We start from the raw sequence: 17,286 nt of genomic DNA on the forward strand, positions 1-17,286 counted from the left end.
GTGTGCAGTGAGGGCGCGCTCACTGGGTGCAGGGTCACAGGGCCGCCTCGGTCAGTCCATCGCGCGCAGCAGGCTCTCCTGCAGCCAGCTCAGCAGTTCGTACACCGCGATCACCACGTCACCGCCCACGTGCTCCTGGTCCGAGGGTGCGGCGTCGGGGACCCGCTCGCTGATCTGCTGCAGCATCCGCACGGTATCGAAGTCGCCGTCGCGCTGCAGGCCCAACCTGTCCGCCAGCACGATCCGCACATCGTTCAGTGCGCGCAGGAACACCACCGCATCGGCCTCGTCCAGGGCGACCTCGCTGCGGCCGGGCCCGGAGGAGTCCATCACCGTCATCACGCGGCGCAGGTCCGCGATCTTGCCGTCTGCGAGGTCCTGCTGGCCCAGGCGCCGGTACTCTGCGGCCAGGGCCGGGTCCTCGGAGGCGTCGGGGAACAGCTTCTTCACGGCGCTGTCGGTGGGCTCGCGGGCATCGCGGGAGGCGAACTCGGCCTCCAGGCGCTGCAGCGGGTCCTCGCTCTCGGCGGCACGCTGGATGGCGCCGGAACCGGCGCCGATGCCGAGGTCGGCCCGGATCAGATCAGCGGTCTCCTGGGCCACCTGCGCGATGATTGCCTTCTCCTCGGCGTCCAGGCGGCACACCAGGGAGCCGTCACCGCGGCGGCGGAATGCGTGGGCCATTCAGTCCTCCCCCGCCTTCTCGAGGGTGGCGTGCAGCCCGAAGGAGTGCATGGCCTGCACATCTGTCTCCACGCGCTCCCGGGAGCCGCGGGAGACGATCGCGCGACCCTCCTGGTGGACCTGCATCATCAGCTGTTCGGCGATGGGGCGGGAGTAGCCGAAGTAGCGGCGGAACACGAACACGACGTAGCTCATCAAGTTCACCGGGTCGTTCCACACCACGGTGCACCAGGGGCCGGTGGTCTCGGCGAGGTCCTGCGGCGACAGGGAGGTGTCGGTGAGGCCGCCGGGTGCGGACGTGGCCCGCGGTGCCTGGACCGGCATCGATCTCCTCCTCCGGTTCTCGTCCTCGTCGTTCTCGTCATTGCGCACTGCCGCGCTGGGTCGAGCGGCTAGGGCCCGCCGGGGCGGGGGCAGGCGGTGCCGCCTGGGATCCCCCGGCGGTCCGGAAGATTCTACGGTGAGGGGCCGACAGACCGGACCCGCGACGCACTACGGTGGGGCGGTGACCTCTTCGCTGCTCACCGACCTCTACGAGTTGACCATGCTGCGCGCCGCCCGGGAGGCCGGCGTCGCGGACAGGCGCTGCGTGTTCGAGGTGTTCGCCCGCTCCCTGCCCGAGGGCCGCCGCTACGGGGCCCTGGCCGGCACCGGTCGGGTGCTGGAGGCCATCGCCGACTTCCGCTTCGACGACTCTGACCTCCGATACCTGCGCAGCACCGGCGTGCTGGACGAGGACACCCTGGATCATCTGGCCCAGTACCGCTTCACCGGGGACGTGCACGGCTACGCCGAGGGTGAGCTGTACTTCCCGAACTCCCCCGTGCTTCGCGTGGAGGGCACCTTCGGCAACGCGGTGCTGCTGGAGACGGTGATCCTCTCGATCATCAACCACGACAGCGGCGTGGCCTCGGTGGGATCCCGCATGGTCACCGCGGCCCGCGGCCGTCCCTGCATCGAGATGGGCGGTCGCCGCGTGCACGAGGACGCCGCGATCCATGCCGCCCGCGGGGCGTACGTGGTGGGCTTCGACTCCACCTCCAATCTCGCTGCCGGCGCCCACTACCGCATCCCGGTAGCAGGTACCGCGGCCCACGCATTCACTCTCCTGTTCGACACGGAGGAGGAGGCGTTCCGCGCCCAACTGGCCTCCCAGGGCACCGATACCGCGCTGCTGGTGGACACCTATGACGTGGAGCAGGCGGTGCGCACCGCTGTGGAACTGGCAGGCCCCGAACTGGGCGCGGTGCGCCTGGACTCCGGGGACCTCGAGGAGCAGGCAGGCTCGCTGAGGAAGCTGCTGGACTCCCTGGGGGCCACCGGCACCCGGATCACCGCCACCGGAGACCTGGACGAGTACCGGGTGGAGGAACTGGCCGACGCCCCTGTGGACGGCTACGGGATCGGCACCAAGCTGGTCACCGGCGGTGGCCACCCCGCCCCCGGTTTCGTGTACAAGCTGGTAGAGCGCGAGGGCTCCGACGGGCAGATGCACCCGGTGGGCAAGAAGTCCCGGTCCAAGGCCACCCTGGGGGCCGGCAAGCACGCCTACCGGATGCTGGTGGGCGGCAGGGCCCACGCCGAACTGGTGCTGCCCGGCGAGGCGGAGGTCGCAGAGTTCGAGCGGGAGCTGCACGCAGAGCTGAACACCGCGGGTGCATCGGCCGACTGGGGCCGCACCGAACTGCGCCCCCTGCAGGTGCCGCTGATCCTGGGCGGGGAGCCGGTCGAGTCGCTGTCCCAGCCGGAGTTGGTGCAGCAGGCACGCCGACGCCACCAGGAGTCCCTGACCGAGCTGGGTCTCTCCCCCGACGACGGACCTGACGGCCCGGTCGCGATCCCCACCGTCACCGACGGCACCGAGGCCGCCCGCGTGCTGCGCTGATGCTCGCGCATCAGGACCACACAATCAGCTCGCCCTCGTTCACCTGGCGCTCTTTTGATCGCCCGCAGGGGCCACAACGGGGCGTGGTAAGAACGACAGTGCTACTGCAGTAGCAGATGAACTACTACCTACAGTAGTATTCCTGACATGAAGGTGAGCGTCAGTCTGAGCGAGGACGACCTCGCAGCCCTGGACCGGTACGTCGAGCAGTTCGGTCTGGATTCGAGGTCAGCTGCCGTACAGCAAGCCATCCGCCGATTGCAGGACCCGCAGCTGGAGGCGGACTATGCCGCAGCCTGGGAGGAGTGGGACCGCGGAGGGGATGAAGACACGTGGGCCGCTGTGTCGTCGGACGGGCTCACATATGCTGCGCGGTGAGATTCGTCTGGTTGATCTGGACCCAGTGCGCGGTAGCGAGGCCAACAAGCGCCGCCCTGCCGTACTGGTCAGCAACGACAAGGCAAACTTCATGGCTCAGCGGCTGGGCCGCGGGGTGGTGACCGTCGTGCCGGTCACCAGCACCACGGAGAGGGTCTTCCCCTTTCAGGTACTGCTGCCAGCAGACGAGACGGGGCTTCGGCTGGACTCCAAAGCCCAGGCTGAACAGGTTCGTTCGGTCGCCGTGGAACGAATCGGCTCTTCCATAGGGCGGGTTCCGCCTCGGTTGATGGCTGCGGTCGACGAGTCGCTGCGCCTCCATCTGCAGCTGTGACCGCCCACCCAACAGCCGATGAAAGGATTACTCGATGATCCACGTCAGGGAAGCGGCGGACGAGGACGCCGAGGACATGACCGAGGTCCAGAACGCGATCCACCGGGCAGGCCTGCGACCCGGCCCGGTCGAGGCAGCCCTAGTCCGTGGGAGGTATCTGATCGGGGACTACCGCGTGGCATGCACGGTAGCCGAGCAGCAGGGCCGCGTGATCGCCTTCCAGTCACTCGTGCTGGCGTGGCCCGAGAACCCCTAAGGCGTCGCCGAGGGGTGGGGCATCATCGGGACGCACGTCCATCCGGGCGCCGGCCGCAGTGGTGTGGGTCGTCGACTCTTCGAGAGGACGCGCCTCGCGGCCCAGGCGGCAGGCATCAGGCACATCGATGCGAGCATCGGTTCGGACAATGCCCCCGCACTGGCCTACTACTCGGCCATGGGATTCGTGCCCGACCACGAGCGTGGCAACGCGATCGCCTACCGCTTGGATATCTGACGCCACCCTCTGGCGCCATAGGGCGAAGGCAGGACCCTTGCAGCCCGGGCCGCTCAGCGCCGGCCGACGAACCAGCCACGCACAGTGTCGATCCGCTCCTGCAGCTGCTCGGCACTGGCCTGCGGCACCGCGGGCCCGCCGCAGCGGTTGCGCAAGGTGGTGTGCACCGAGCCGTGCGGGGTGCCGGACTTCCGTGACCACGCCGAGACCAGGGAGCTGAGCTCCTTGCGCAGCTCCATCAGGCGACGATGGTCCACCACCCCGGGCTGCGGGGCACGGGAGGCGCCGTTCTGGCGGCGGCTCTGCTGCTGGGCCTGGTGCTGCTGCAGCACGGTGCGCATCTGCTCGGTGTCCAGCAGGCCCGGGATCCCCAGGAACTCCTGCTCGTCCTCACTGCCCACGACGCCGCCGGCGCCGTACTCACCGCCGTCGAACAGCACCCGGTCGAAGGATGCCTCCGACTCGAGGGCCTCGAAGCTCATCTCCAGCTGGTCCGAGGCGCGCTCTGTGCGGTTGGCCTCCTCGATCAGGGACTCGTCCAGACCCGTCAGCTCATCACCCGTGTCGGGCCGGCGGTCCAGCACGTGGTCCCGTTCGGCCTCCATGGCGGCGGCGTGGGCCATCAGGATCGGCACCGAGGGGATGAACACGCTGGCCGTCTCCCCGCGGGTACGGGAGCGCACGAAACGCCCCACGGCCTGCGCGAAGAACATCGGGGTCGCAGTGGAAGTGGCGTACACGCCGACTGCCAGGCGCGGCACGTCCACGCCCTCGGAGACCATGCGCACCGCCACCATCCAGCGGTCATCGGAGTCGGAGAACGCCTCGATGCGCTTTCCGGCGCCGTCGTCGTCGGAGAGCACCACGGTGGGCTGCTGGCCGGTGAGCTCGGCGAGGGTGGCCGCGTAGGCGCGGGCGGACTTCTGGTCGGTGGCGATCACCAGTCCCCCGGCGTCCGGCACGTGGCGGCGCACCTCGGTCAGGCGCCTGTCCGCGGCCGAGAGCACGGCCTGGATCCACTCGCCCTTGGGATCCAGGGCGGTGCGCCAGGCCTGCTGGGTGATGTCCTTGGTCTCCAGTGCCCCGAGCTGGGCGGAGACCTCGTCGCCGGTCTTGGTGCGCCAGTGCATGCGCCCGGAGTACGTCATGAATAGCACCGGCCGCACCACGTGGTCGTGCAGCGCTTCGCGGTAGCCGTAGGTGTAGTCGGCCTTGGAGCGCAGGAAGCCCTCGCCGTCCTCCTCGTAGGTGACGAAGGGGATCTGGGAGGAGTCCGAGCGGAACGGGGTACCGGTCAGGGCCAGGCGCCGGGTGGCCGGGTCGAAGGCCTCACGCACGCCGTCGCCCCAGGTGAGCGCGTCACCGGCGTGGTGGATCTCATCCAGGATCACCAGCGTGCGATCGGCCTCGGTGCGGGCACGGTGCAGGCCCGGGTTCATCCCCACCTGTGCGTAGGTGATGGCCACGCCCTGGAACTGGGCGCCGTGACGGCCCTGGGCGTTGGTGAAGTTCGGGTCCAGCGAGATGCCCACGCGGGCCGCGGAATCGGCCCACTGGGACTTCAGGTGCTCGGTGGGGGCCACCACGGTCACCCGGCGCACGGTGCCGGCGGCCAGCAGCCGCGCAGCGACCTGCAGGGCGAAGGTGGTCTTACCGGCGCCGGGGGTCGCCACGGCCAGGAAGTCCTTGGGCTGGGCATCGCGGTACTGGTCCAGCGCGGCCTGCTGCCAGGCTCTGAGCTTGGGGGCAGTGCCCCAGGCGGCACGTTCGGGGTAGGCGGGCGGGAGCGACCGGGCTGCCGCCTCGGAGGGGCGGCGCGGGTCACTGGCGGAGAGATGGTTCGGTGCAGTCACAGCGTGCTCCACCGTACCGCCGCCCACCGACGAACCGGCGTCGTGCCGCGTGTGAGGAAGTTGCCTTCCCAACGCCGCCGGGGACCGAGCCGAGACACCGGAGACAGGTGACGGGTGCAGTACGGCCGCTGGACCAGTTGCTCGTTGTGGATGACCCCAGTCGCGGGCATACCGCCGCCTACACTGGCTCCGAGGCGGCAGTGTGGGGAACCGGCGCAACGAAAGGGGAAAGATGACCGAGTTCTGGGGAATGGACACCGCGCAGGTACTCGAGCACGTCGAGAAGCACCGTTCCGCAGTCGGTTCGTTCCTCGGGCTGGTGAAACGGCTCGATCAAGCGAATCCGGCGGAGGACACCTGGTTCGGGCCCGACGCTGCGGCCTTCAGCACAGCGCTGCACAGCACAGCGCTGGTTCGTCTTGCAAGATGCGCCGACGATCTCGAGGAGTTCGGCGAAGCACTCCGTACCCAGGCTCACGAACAACAGCGTGCCAGCGCAGCAGGGCGTGACCTCACCGTGTCCGACTCGATCCTCGCGGTGGCAAAGCTGGTCGAGGACCTACTTCCGGCAGGTCTCTCTTTCGGCGCCCGCATGCCGACTGCACCGCCTGGTCCGCTGTCGCTGCAGAACACCCTCAGTGAGGCATACACCGACGACGGCCTCGACGTGCCCGAGCCATCTCGGTGGGACCCGTTCGACCCGGGCGAGGTTCCTGAAGGGATGACCGAGACCGACGCAAGGGATCGCATCAAGGCTCTCCGGGTGGCGGAAGGTGACTACGCGCTCTCCCAGGATGATGCCGATGCCATCCTGAAGCACTACCAAGTCGAAGAAGACGAGATGGTCATGTGGGAACTCTCGGGGCCGAATCGTTGGATCTCCGACTTGCTAGGAATGACTCCGGAGCCCGTACCGATGACCAGGACAGAGGCTCAGATGCTCGACGCGCTGGGACCTCTGGAAGCAAAGGCCTTCCACGATGACAAGCTCCGTGCCGAGCAGGAGGCCGATGCTCGATACGTAGTCGATGGGCACAACGGCCTGCATGACCAGGAGGACGCCTTCCGGCACGCGTACCTCAATGCACTGCATGCCCAGAGTCTCGGTGATGAATGGACAACAGACTTCTGGACTGCTCACGAGCGCAAGCCGAACAACCTGTCCGCAGAGGAGGCCATGGACCTCCACAACAATGAAGTAGGTCGACGGATCGCGGCGCAGAACCCGCACGCCTCGAAAGACGAACTGGCTGATCTCGTCGAGCAAGCAGTCGCGGACGGGCAGATGGTTGTCATTGACCCCTCCGGTCGTCTGGTCCCCTCGAACTCCGTCGGACTCGGGGAGACGGGCGCTCCGGAGAGGGAGACTCTGCCCGGCCACGGTCAGGAGAAAGCGAGCAACTGATGTCAGAAGTCATCCTGGTGCCGCGGTCGAAGGGGCTGCTGTCCGAACCGTCGCGACGTACTGCCTTGAAGGCTGCTGCCGCGACTGCCCTCTCCTTTCCGACCCTGACTGCGTGCGGGTTCCTGCACGACCCTGCAGACGACATCGTCCGAGGTCCACACCAGCCTTTCAGCGATGCGCTGCACGCTCTCGCAGAGGGGACATCGACGAGGTTCCAGATCGCGGATGTCGTCGACTGGCAGTGGACCGACGTGCACCTCTTCAACTATTCGAGCACGGGCGATGAGATCAACGAGGCCGCTGGCATGCGGGTTGCGACCCCAGGTCAGACTCTGTACTCCAACGGGATGATGATAATGCTCGTCTTCCACCTCGACGGGGTGACAACCGCTGCTATCAACGACGCTCACCCATGGCTGGACACTGAGCTTCCTCCCGATGAACTGGGAATCCGAACGTACGTCGAACTACACGACGACCGGGGGTTCGCCTTCGTCGATCCGGGCTGAACCCGGACCGCAGAGCGCACTGTCATCCGCCGCCGTAACGACTCAGCGGCGCCCGCCGAAGAAGCCGCGGAACCCTCCGCGACCGGAGCCCTTGCCGCCCTCGCCGCCGCCGTCCTGCGGGCCGCGGATGCCGTCGTAGATCTCCTTGCACACCGGGCACACCGGGTACTTCTTGGGGTCCCGACCCGGCACCCACACCTTGCCGCACAGGGCGATCACCGGGGAGCCGTCCAGCGCCGCCTGGGTGACCTTGTCCTTGCGCACGTAGTGGGCGAAGCGGTCGTGATCACCGTCGTCGGTGGTCTGCTCCTCCTCCTGCACCTGACGGTCCAGCACCGCGGTGGAGGTGGGCGAGGCCCCTGGGTCCTGGTGGTGGGGGTCGGAGTGCGAGGGGTCCGAGGTCATGCGGGCGTCGGTACGGGCGATGGTGGTGCGAACGGTCATGGCGACTCCCTCGGTGGATGCACGGATACCCCGAGCCTAACGGCCCCGCCTCCCCGAGGCACGGCGGCATCCCTGCCAGAATGCCCGCCATGAGCACCGTCTCGGACCTCCTCGCCCGCACCCCCACCGAGATCCGCCGCGCCGGCGGGTCCGTGCCCTGGCGGCTGGGACTGCTGGGACTGGCGCTGCTTGAATATTCGCCTCGCTGGGGTCCGCTGATCGAGGGTTCGGGTGCCACGTCGCTGCCGTAGCGGTGGCGTCGTTCGGGACCACCAGTGGTGTCGTTGGGGCCGCTCTGTCTACGCTCCTTCCGCCGTGTGTATAGGGCACGCGGCGGAAGGAGCAATCTGGAATGGTACGGAAGATCAGGGCGAAGCTGGTGCTCCAGCTGCGCGCAGAAGGTCTGTCGGGGCGAGCGATTTCGTCCTCGCAGGGCATGTCCCGCAAGTCCGTGAGGGCGGTGTTCGAGGCCGCTGACGCTGCAGGGATCGGGTGGGGCGATATCGCGGACGTCGCCGATGAGCAGGTGTATGCCCGGTTGTTCCCGGGCCGGGGCGAGCACGAGAGCGTGTTCGCACAGCCGGACTGGGAACAGGTCCATCGAGAGATGGCCAGGGTCGGCGTGACGCTGAAGCTGTTGCACGGCGAGTACTTCGACGCGACCACGGCGGCTGGGGATCCGGCGATGGGGTATGACCGGTTTTGCCGCACCTACCAGCACCACGTCATGGTCACCGGTGCCGCTTCGAGAGTCGGTCACAAGGCCGGCCAGAGCGTGGAGGTCGACTGGTCCGGCCCCACGATGGAGCTGGCCGATCCGGTCACCGGCGAGGTCTCGAAGGTGTTCTTGTTCGTTGCCTGCCTGCCTTTTTCTCGTTACGCGTTCTGCTTCCCGGCGCTGGATATGCGCCAGGAGTCCTGGCTGCGAGCGCACGTAGCGATGTTCGAGGCGCTGGGCGGGACGGTCCCGAGGATCGTTCCGGACAACCTCAAGACCGGTGTGGTGAAGCACCCCCGCGAGGGCGAGATCGTCCTGAACGATGCGTATCGCGAGATGGCAGCGCATTACTCGGCGGCGGTGCTCCCGGGGAGGGTGCGGAAACCGAAAGACAAGGCGAGCGTGGAGAACACCGTCGCGCACGTCGCGACCTGGGTCATCGCCGGGCTGCGGGATCAGCGATTCACGTCCCTGCCCGAACTTGCAGCCGCCATCGGGCAGCGGATGGAGGCCTATAACGCGGAGCCGTTCCAGAAGCGGCCCGGATCCCGCGCCAGCGTGTTCGACGCGGAGGAGCGGCCGCTGCTGACGCCGCTGCCGGCGGTGCCCTACGAGATCTCGACATGGCACTACGGACGACGAGTGGGCAGGAACGGGCACGTCACGTTCGCGCGGAACTTCTACTCCGCGCCGTTCGCGCACATCGGCGCGAAGGTCGATCTGCGCATCACGGCCCGGACGCTGGAGATCTATCAGGGCAGCCAGCGACTGACCAGTCACCTGCTGCTCCCGGAGACCGCGAGCAATGAGTACCGCACCAACGACGCGGACCTACCTGCGGGCGAGCGTTTCCAGGCCTGGGACGCGCAGAGGGTGCGGGCGTGGGCAGATCGGGTCGGGCCGGCCACGGTGATCGTGATCCAGCGGATCTTCGAGTCCGTGCCGATCGTGGAACAGGGCCTGGATCCCGCGTTGGCGGTGCTACGGCTCTCTCGCCGCTTCTCCGTAGATCGGGTCGAGGCGGCCTGCGCACTCGCGCTGACGGGACGGGTCCGTTCACCGCGCTATGCGCATCTGCACCCGATCTTGGCCACCGGGCAGGACAAGGTCGCCGCCCTGCGTCCACCCCGCGAGGAACCCGCGGAAGACGGCGGATACGTCCGTGGCGCCGACTACTACGCCGGAGGTGTCCGGTGAGCGTGATCGATAACGACACGAAGCGGAAGCTGCGCGAGATGGGCGCGACCGCGCTGCTGGACGCGATCGATGCCCAGGATGAGGCTCACGTGCTGGGGATGTCGTTCCAGGAACGGCTCCAGCTGATCGTGGACGAGGCGCATTCCATCTTCAATCATGGAAAGGTCGAGGGTCTGATCCGCCGGGCGGGGCTGCGTTATCCCGGAGCGGACCTGCGGCGGCTGGATCTGGTCGAGGAACGGGGACTGAACCGGAACGTGATCGCGCAACTGGCAACCTGCTCCTTCATCCAGCGGCAACAGAACGTGGTCTTCCAGGGCTTCACCGGCTCAGGGAAGTCCTACCTCGGCTGCGCGCTGGCGAAGCAGGCCTGCCAGCACCGGCTCCGAGCCCACTACATCCGAATGCCCGACCTCGAAGAGGCCTGGGCCCTGGCAAAGGACAAGCCGCAGGGCCAGACGAAGTTCCTGCGGAAGTACTCCACGTTCTCGCTGCTGGTGATCGACGAGTGGCTGCTGGACCATCCTGACGAGGGAATGCGTTCGATGCTGCTGGAACTGCTCGAGCGCCGCTATGACACCGGCTCGACCGTGTTCTGCACCCAGTACCCGAAGAAGGACTGGCACGCCCGGCTCGGTGGAGCAGTCCACGCCGATGCGATCATGGACCGCATCGTGCACAACACAATCTGGATCGACACCGGCGACAGGAACATGCGAGAACACACCGCACTGCCCCAGTGACCCGATGCCGGCGGGAGCCAGTGGTCCCCACCGCGGCGGCTACTGGCCCCCGTCGGCACGATCGGCGGTCCCCAAGAGCAAGATTCGGTGGCTCCCACGACTACGAATACTCACTGCTGCTCAACATCGGCTTCTACGTGCCCTCGATCCCCTCCGGGATCCCCGGCGCAGGTGTGCCGGGCCTGGACAAGGTGGTCCACGTGGTGCTGTTCGCCCTCACGGTGTGGGCGGCCGGCCGCGTGCTCGCTCCGGTGAAGCGGTTCCCCATGGGCTGGGTGGTGATCGTCGCGCTGGTGCACGCCGGGCTGATCGAACTGATCCAGCAGATCGCCCTGCCCGACCGCGCGGGCTCGGCCGCGGACCTGGTGGCCGACGTGGTCGGGATCGCCCTGGGCCTCGGCCTGTGGATCGGCGAGCGCCAGCGCCGCCACCGCCTGCTGGAGACGGTGGATATGGCCGAGCAGGAGCCGGTCAGCCCTCGAGCGTGATCTCGTCGGCGTAGACGGCCTGGATCGCGCCGGTGATGGTGTCGACGGTGCCGGCGTCCTCCCGGGCCACCTTCTCCACTGCGCTCGCGACGGCCTTGGTGACGCCTTCGTGGAACACGCTGGGCACGATGTAGGTGGGGTTCAGCTCCTCCGGGGTGACCACGTCGGCCAGGGCCTTCGCAGCGGCCAGCAGCATGCGGTCGGTGACCCGGGTGGCGTGCGCGTCCAGCAGGCCGCGGAACACGCCGGGGAACGCCAGCACGTTGTTGATCTGGTTGGAGAAGTCGCTGCGGCCGGTGGCCACCACCTCGGCGTGCTTGGCGGCCTCCGAGGGGTCGATCTCCGGGGTGGGGTTGGCCATCGCGAACACGACCGAGCGCTCGGCCATGGTGGCCACGTCCTCGGCGGTGAGGATGTTGCCGGCGCTGACCCCGATGAACACGTCGGCCCCGGCCACCGCGTCACGCAGGGAGCCGGTGAGGCCGCGCGGATTGGTGACCTCGGCGATCCACGGCAGGCGACCGGAGAGCTGCTCGCGGCCCTCGTGGACGATGCCGTCCACGTCGGTGACCACCACGTCGCGGGCCCCGGCAGCCCGCAGCAGGCTGAGGATCGCGGTGCCGGCCGCTCCCGCGCCGGAGAGCACGATGCGGGCGGTCTCGATGTCCTTGTCGACCACGCGCAGGGCATTGCGCAGGGCGGCGATGACCACGATGGCGGTGCCGTGCTGGTCGTCGTGGAAGACGGGGATGTCCAGCTCGGCGCGCAGGCGGTCCTCGATCTCGAAGCAGCGCGGGGCGGAGATGTCCTCGAGGTTGATGCCGGCGAACACCGGGGCGATCGCCTTGACGTGGGAGACGATGTCGTCCACCGAGTGGGCGTCCAGGCAGATGGGGAACGCGTCGATGCCGGCGAACCGCTTGAACAGGGCCGCCTTGCCCTCCATCACCGGCATCGCGGCCAGCGGACCCAGGTCACCCAGGCCCAGGATCGCGGAGCCGTCGGAGACCACCGCGATGGTGTTGCGCTTGATGGTGAGGCGGCGGGCGTCCTCGGGGTTCTCGGCGATGGCTTTCACCACGCGGGCAACGCCGGGGGTGTAGACCATGGAGAGGTCGTCACGGTGCCGGATCGGCACCTTCGACTCGACGGTGAGCTTGCCGCCCAGGTGGGCCAGGAACGTGCGGTCCGAGACCTTGCCGAGCTCCACCCCGTCGAGCTTCTTCAGCTCCTCGACAATTTGGATCGCATGGTCGTGCCCGCCGGTGAGCACGGTGATGTCGGCCCGCATCCGCTCCGGGCCGGAGGCGGAGACGTCCAGCGCGGTGACCGAGCCTCCCTGCCTCTCGATGCTGCCGGTGATGTCGCTGACCGCGGCGGAGCGGGCGGCGAACTCGAGGCGGATGGTGATGGAGTAGCTGACAGACGGCATCGGTGACATGGGACACAGCGTATCCGCCGGTGGGCCCCCTTAGTGGTCGATCAGCCCACGAACGGCGCCACGTCGTGGGCGTGGCGCTCCCAGATGGCCTGGGCGGCGGGCAGCATCTCGCTGTACCGGCCGGGATGGGCGGAGCGCTGCACGGCCTGGGCGGCAGCGCCCGGCTCCCACTGCTTGTAGTCCGGGGCGAGCTGCAGCAGACCGGGCGGTGAGGCGTGGGCGCCGAGCCCCAGGAACGCGTCGATCGCCAGCTTCTTGTGGCGCACCTGGTCATAGGTGCCCCAGCCCATGGAGGGGCGCTGCTGGAACAGGCCACCGGAGTCGTGGTCCACGGCGGGCTCGTAGTTGTAGAGCCAGGACTCCACGATCGCGGTGATCAGGGTGACCCGGGTTCCCTCGTACCCGAAGCCGTGGCCGGCGCACACGGCGATGATGAAGCGGGCGTTGGTCGTCTGCCACTCGTCCATGGCATTCACGTCGAAGCCCATCCGGTTCTCCGGACGGGTCATGAACTCCTCGGTCCAGGCGTCGGCCGACGCGTTGGCGGGGGCAGCGAGCGCGGGAGCGAGGCCCGCGGTGAACGCGGCACCAAGGGTTCCGGCCAGGAGCAGGTTGCGGCGGGTGAGCGACATGAGATCGGTCCTTCGAATGGATCGGAGCCCGACCTGTGCAAGGCCGGAGCAGGGCCCCATCCACGCTATCGACGTGGTCCGGCACTGTGAATCGGTCATCGGTACCGGCCTCCTGGGTCGGAAGTACCGGCCGTCGTCCAGTTCCGGGGCTGTGCTGGAGGTAAGGGCCGCAGGTAAGGGCCGCCGAGCCGTTCAGCTGAGCTCGGCGATGGCCTTGCGGATCCGCTTGTCCGAGACGGTGTACTTCGTGCCCAGGGTCTGGGCGAACAGGCTCACCCGGAACTCCTCGATCATCCAGGGGATCTCGCGGGCGTCGGGCTGGGCGAGCTGCCTGGCGGTGAGCTTGCCGCGCACACCCTGCCAGTACCGGCTGATGTCCTCGACCTGCCAGGCCAGCTGGTCGTCGCGCCGCGGGTTCTGCTGCAGCTTCTCCAGGCGCAGCAGGTCGGCCTCCAGGTAGCGGCGCAGGTCCCCCAGGTGCTCGAGCCCGGTGCGGGAGATGAAGCCGTCCCCCAGCAGGGACGCTGCGTGCTCCCGGATCGAGGTCAGGGTGTTCAGGATCGCCAGCGACGAGGCCCGGGAGACCTCCTTCTGGAGGCGACCGTGGACGGCGAGCGCTCCCGCAGCGTCCTTGACGGCCTGCGTGGCGAGCTCGTCGTGTCGGGTGCGCACCTCGGCCAGCAGTGCGTCGTACTCGGCACGGGTGCGGGCTGTCCCCTCCCCCACCAGGTGGGAGGTGGCGGCGCGGGAGGCATCGGCCAGCAGCGCCGCGGTGGAGGGGTAGTCGGATCCGGACACCGCCAGCTTGGTGGGATTGGGCAGGGCGTTCAACACCCCGGCTAGGTCGATGCCGAGATCCCGGTCCAGCAGGGCGATCAGACCCTCGCGGTGGGCGAGCGCTTGCTCATCGGCGGTGGCGAGCACCGCCAGGTCGATCCGCTCCACGGTGCCGTCCTTGCCGCGGCGGGCCACCAGGGCGGGGTAGCCGGTGACCTTGAGCCTACCCACCGTGGCCTCATGGATGCGCGGCACCCCGGTCTCGGGGAAGGACCGCAGATCCGTGCGGGCCATGTCGTCGGCCCGGGAGGAGACGGCGGCGTCCACCCGCTGCTTGAGGCGAGCCTTCAGCTCGGGCAGGGAGTCGCCGGCACCGATCTGCCTGCCCTTGGCATCGACCACGCGGAAGTGCATGTGCAGGTGGGCGGGCAACTTGGCCAGGTCGAACTCGGAGCCGTACAGCGGCAGGTCATCGGGCACTCCGGGCAGGGCCACCAGCTCGTCGGCCACGGCCTCCACGAAGGGCTCCCCCGCGTTCGGGTCGTCGTCGTGCAGGGTGGCGGCGACTGCCTTGGCCCGCTCTGGGGCCGGGACCAGGTGGCGCCTGATCGGCTTGGGCAGGGAGCGGATCAGCTCGGTGATCAGCTCGTGGCGCATCCCGGGCACCAGCCAGTCGAAGCCGGCCGGCTCCAGGCGGTTCAGCACCGCCAGCGGCACGGTGGCGGTGACGCCGTCGGCCCCCTTGGCGCCCACCTCGCCGAAGGAGTAGCTCAGCGGCAGGGTGATGTCGCCCTGCACCCAGGTGTCGGGGAAGTCGCGGGCCAGGTGGGCCACGTCCGCATCCGGGTCCAGCAGGTCGTCCTCGGTGAGGGTGAGCAGGTCCGGGGTCTGGTGGCGCTGCTTCTTCCACCAGGAGTCGAAGTGGGCGCCGGAGACCACGGTCGCGGGGAGGCGCTCGTCGTAGAAGCGGAACAGCTGCTCGTCCGAGACCAGCAGGTCCCGGCGGCGGGTCTTCGCCTCCAGCTCCTCGAGCCGGGTGATCAGGGCCCGGTTGTCGCGGAAGAAGTGGTGGCGGGTGCGCCAGTCCCCCTCGATCAGGGCGTGCTGGATGAAGATGTCGCGGGCCGCGGCCGGGTCAATGCGTCCGTAGCCCACCACGCGGTCGGCGACGATCGGCACCCCGTACAGGGTGACCTTCTCGTGGGCCATGGCGCCGGCCCGCTTGGAGGACCAGTGGGGTGCGGAGTGGGAGCGCTTGACCACGTGGGCGCCCACCTCCTCGGCCCAGGCGGGGTCGATGCGGGCGACGGTGCGGCCCCACAGCCGGGAGGTCTCCACCAGTTCGGCGACCATCACGTAGTCGGGGCGGCGCTTGGCCAGCGCCGAGCCGGGCCAGATCGCGAAGCGGGCGCCGCGGGCTCCGGAGTACTCACGGGAGCGCTCCTCGTACAGGCCCACGTGGCTGAGCAGCCCTGCCAGCAGTGCCTGGTGGATGGCCTGCGGGCTCGCGGGCGTGTCGTTGCGGGAGAGCCCGACGTCCTTGGCCATGTCCCGCAGTTGGGAGTGCAGGTCCCACCACTCGCGGATCCGCAGGTAGTGCAGGTGCTCGGCCCGGACCTCGCGGCGGAAGGCGGAGGAGGAGAGGGCGTCGCGCCGCAGCTGCAGGTGCTCCCACAGCTTCAGGTAGGACAGGAAGTCGCTGGTCTCGTCCTCGAAGCGCTTGTGCTTCTCCTTGGCCTGCTGCTCCTGGCCGAGCGGTCGTTCGCGGGGGTCCTGGATCTCCAGCGCCGCGACGATGATCATCACTTCGCGCAGTGCTCCCAGGCGGTGCGCCTCGATCAGCATGCGGGCCATGCGGGGGTCCAGGGGGAAGCGGGCCAGGGTGCGACCCACGCGGGTGAGGCGCCGGCCACCGGGCTCGCCGGGGGCGTCCTCGATAGCGCCCAGCTCCTCCAGCAGCCGCACACCGTCGGTGATGGCACGGGTCGCGGGCGGCTCCACGAAGGGGAAGGACTCCACGTCGCCCAGGCCCAGCGAGGTCATCAGCAGCACCACGGAGGCCAGGGAGGTGCGCAGGATCTCGGGTTCGGTGTACTCCGACCGGGCCTCGAAGTCCTCCTGGGAGTACAGGCGGATCGCGATACCGGGAGCGGTACGGCCCGAACGGCCGGAGCGCTGGTTGGCGCTGGCCTGGGAGATCGGCTCGATGGGGAGGCGCTGCACCTTGGTGCGCTGGGAGTAGCGGGAGATGCGGGCCAGGCCCGAGTCGATCACGTAGGTGATGCCGGGGACGGTCAGGGAGGTCTCGGCGACGTTGGTGGACAGGATGATCCGCCGGTAGGTGCCGACCGGCGGCGGGGTGAAGATCTTCTGCTGGTCCTCGGCCGAGAGCCTGCCGAACAGGGGCAGCACCTGCACCGCCAGGGCGGCCCTGCCCCGGGTGCCGCGGCTCAGGTGGGCGCTGAGGGCGTCGGCGATCTCCCTGATCTCCCGCTCCCCCGGCAGGAACACCAGCATGTCGCCGGGGCCCTCCGCGGCCAGTTCGTCCACCGCATCGGTGATGGCACCGGTGAGGTCCCGTTCGACGGAGTGGATGTCCTCCAGCTCGTCGTCGTCCTCCACCTCGGGCTCCAGCACCAGGGGCCGGTAGCGGATCTCCACCGGGTAGGTGCGGCCGGAGACCTCGAGGATCGGCGCCGGCTCGTGCTCGCCGGAGGGAAGGCGGCGCCCGAAGTGGGCGGCGAAGCGCTCGGGGTCGATCGTGGCCGAGGTGATGATGACCTTGAGGTCCGGGCGCTGCGGGAGGATCTGCCGCAGGTACCCCAGGATCACGTCGATGGTGAGTGAGCGCTCGTGGGCCTCGTCGATGATGATCGCGTCGTAGCGCTTCAGCAGGCGGTCCCGGCCGATCTCGGCCAGCAGGATGCCGTCGGTCATCAGCTTCAGGCGTGCGGCGCGGCTGGTCTCCTTGGTGAAGCGGACCTGATAGCCGACGGCTCCCTCACCGAGCTTCTGCCCGAGTTCGGAGGCGATGCGCTGGGCGACCGAGCGGGCGGCGATGCGGCGGGGCTGGGTATGGCCGATCAGCTTGCCGCGCTCGCCGTATCCCAGCTCCAGCAGCATCTTGGGGATCTGGGTGGTCTTACCGGAACCGGTCTCGCCGGCGATCACCACCACCTGGTTCTCGCGGATCGCCTGTTGGATGTCCTCGCGGCGCTGGGAGACGGGCAGGTCGGAGGGGTAGGTGATCCGCAGGTCGGTGGTGGGGGCGTTCTCGGTCATGGCGTGCCAACTCTACGGGCCGG

General features: G+C 68.9%; 18 protein-coding genes. 11 read left to right on the forward strand and 7 right to left on the reverse strand.

Going from position 1 to position 17,286, the window contains the following annotated elements:
* Positions 1-51: 51 nt before the first annotated feature.
* Together JOD52_RS10270 and clpS are read right to left on the reverse strand one after the other, a co-directional pair.
* Positions 52-684, reverse strand: coding sequence for a DUF2017 domain-containing protein (locus tag JOD52_RS10270; RefSeq protein ID WP_204409831.1), 633 nt, complete (start codon positions 682-684; stop codon positions 52-54).
* The gene (gene clpS, locus JOD52_RS10275) at positions 685-1,008 is read right to left on the reverse strand and encodes an ATP-dependent Clp protease adapter ClpS (protein WP_017824216.1); all 324 of its coding nucleotides are present in this window, start codon (positions 1,006-1,008) and stop codon (positions 685-687) included.
* A gap of 181 nt (positions 1,009-1,189) precedes the next feature.
* On the opposite strand from clpS, the gene JOD52_RS10280 reads away from it, so the two are divergent.
* The 5 genes from JOD52_RS10280 (at position 1,190) to JOD52_RS17070 (ending at position 3,774) form a co-directional block, all read left to right on the forward strand.
* Entirely contained in the window at positions 1,190-2,569 is a 1,380-nt protein-coding gene (locus tag JOD52_RS10280; RefSeq protein WP_204409833.1) for a nicotinate phosphoribosyltransferase, read from the forward strand.
* A 147-nt stretch (positions 2,570-2,716) separates the two neighbouring features.
* On the forward strand, positions 2,717-2,947 hold the full coding sequence (locus tag JOD52_RS10285) for a CopG family ribbon-helix-helix protein (RefSeq protein WP_017824218.1): 231 nt from the start codon (positions 2,717-2,719) through the stop codon (positions 2,945-2,947).
* Positions 2,934-3,281: a type II toxin-antitoxin system PemK/MazF family toxin gene (locus JOD52_RS10290; protein WP_204409834.1), complete on the forward strand. Its 348-nt coding sequence runs from the start codon at positions 2,934-2,936 to the stop codon at positions 3,279-3,281. Before JOD52_RS10285 ends, JOD52_RS10290 begins: the two co-directional genes overlap by 14 nt.
* A gap of 34 nt (positions 3,282-3,315) precedes the next feature.
* Positions 3,316-3,537 carry a GNAT family N-acetyltransferase gene (locus JOD52_RS17065; protein ID WP_017824220.1) on the forward strand — a complete coding sequence of 74 codons (222 nt, stop codon included), beginning with the start codon at positions 3,316-3,318 and terminating at the stop codon, positions 3,535-3,537.
* A 24-nt stretch (positions 3,538-3,561) separates the two neighbouring features.
* Complete coding sequence (locus tag JOD52_RS17070; RefSeq protein WP_259850102.1) at positions 3,562-3,774, forward strand: GNAT family N-acetyltransferase; 213 nt, start codon at positions 3,562-3,564, stop codon at positions 3,772-3,774.
* A 53-nt stretch (positions 3,775-3,827) separates the two neighbouring features.
* Here the strand turns inward: JOD52_RS17070 and JOD52_RS10300 are convergent, their stop codons facing one another.
* Complete coding sequence (locus JOD52_RS10300; protein WP_204409835.1) at positions 3,828-5,627, reverse strand: DEAD/DEAH box helicase family protein; 1,800 nt, start codon at positions 5,625-5,627, stop codon at positions 3,828-3,830.
* A 232-nt stretch (positions 5,628-5,859) separates the two neighbouring features.
* On the opposite strand from JOD52_RS10300, the gene JOD52_RS10305 reads away from it, so the two are divergent.
* Together JOD52_RS10305 and JOD52_RS10310 are read left to right on the forward strand one after the other, a co-directional pair.
* Positions 5,860-7,032, forward strand: coding sequence for a DUF6973 domain-containing protein (locus JOD52_RS10305; RefSeq protein WP_204409836.1), 1,173 nt, complete (start codon positions 5,860-5,862; stop codon positions 7,030-7,032).
* Complete coding sequence (locus JOD52_RS10310; protein ID WP_017824255.1) at positions 7,032-7,541, forward strand: hypothetical protein; 510 nt, start codon at positions 7,032-7,034, stop codon at positions 7,539-7,541. Before JOD52_RS10305 ends, JOD52_RS10310 begins: the two co-directional genes overlap by 1 nt.
* Before the next feature lie 42 nt (positions 7,542-7,583).
* On the opposite strand, the gene JOD52_RS10315 is transcribed toward JOD52_RS10310, so the two are convergent.
* On the reverse strand, positions 7,584-7,985 hold the full coding sequence (locus tag JOD52_RS10315) for a DUF3039 domain-containing protein (RefSeq protein ID WP_204409838.1): 402 nt from the start codon (positions 7,983-7,985) through the stop codon (positions 7,584-7,586).
* An 89-nt stretch (positions 7,986-8,074) separates the two neighbouring features.
* Here JOD52_RS10315 and JOD52_RS10320 point away from each other — a divergent pair, with 89 nt between their 5' ends.
* The 4 genes from JOD52_RS10320 to JOD52_RS10335 all read left to right on the forward strand — a co-directional run bounded on the left by JOD52_RS10320 (position 8,075) and on the right by JOD52_RS10335 (position 11,131).
* Positions 8,075-8,236 carry a hypothetical protein gene (locus tag JOD52_RS10320; RefSeq protein ID WP_204409840.1) on the forward strand — a complete coding sequence of 54 codons (162 nt, stop codon included), beginning with the start codon at positions 8,075-8,077 and terminating at the stop codon, positions 8,234-8,236.
* A 101-nt stretch (positions 8,237-8,337) separates the two neighbouring features.
* Complete coding sequence (istA, locus tag JOD52_RS10325) at positions 8,338-9,900, forward strand: IS21 family transposase (RefSeq protein ID WP_204408388.1); 1,563 nt, start codon at positions 8,338-8,340, stop codon at positions 9,898-9,900.
* The gene (locus tag JOD52_RS10330) at positions 9,897-10,643 is read left to right on the forward strand and encodes an ATP-binding protein (RefSeq protein ID WP_338124028.1); all 747 of its coding nucleotides are present in this window, start codon (positions 9,897-9,899) and stop codon (positions 10,641-10,643) included. The genes istA and JOD52_RS10330 overlap by 4 nt, the downstream gene beginning before the upstream one ends.
* A 20-nt stretch (positions 10,644-10,663) precedes the next feature.
* Complete coding sequence (locus JOD52_RS10335) at positions 10,664-11,131, forward strand: VanZ family protein (RefSeq protein ID WP_204409842.1); 468 nt, start codon at positions 10,664-10,666, stop codon at positions 11,129-11,131.
* Here JOD52_RS10335 and JOD52_RS10340 read toward each other — a convergent pair.
* The 3 genes from JOD52_RS10340 to hrpA form a co-directional block, all read right to left on the reverse strand.
* Complete coding sequence (locus tag JOD52_RS10340) at positions 11,115-12,572, reverse strand: NAD-dependent malic enzyme (RefSeq protein WP_204409844.1); 1,458 nt, start codon at positions 12,570-12,572, stop codon at positions 11,115-11,117. The two genes, JOD52_RS10335 and JOD52_RS10340, sit on opposite strands and share 17 nt — an antisense overlap.
* Positions 12,573-12,613: 41 nt before the next feature.
* A complete protein-coding gene (locus JOD52_RS10345) occupies positions 12,614-13,204 on the reverse strand; it encodes a hypothetical protein (RefSeq protein ID WP_239551861.1) in 591 nt (196 codons plus the stop codon).
* Positions 13,205-13,396: 192 nt separating this feature from the next.
* On the reverse strand, positions 13,397-17,263 hold the full coding sequence (gene hrpA, locus JOD52_RS10350; RefSeq protein ID WP_204409846.1) for an ATP-dependent RNA helicase HrpA: 3,867 nt from the start codon (positions 17,261-17,263) through the stop codon (positions 13,397-13,399).
* Positions 17,264-17,286: the final 23 nt, after the last annotated feature.

Source organism: Brachybacterium muris, from assembly GCF_016907455.1.
GTDB lineage: Bacteria > Actinomycetota > Actinomycetes > Actinomycetales > Dermabacteraceae > Brachybacterium > Brachybacterium muris.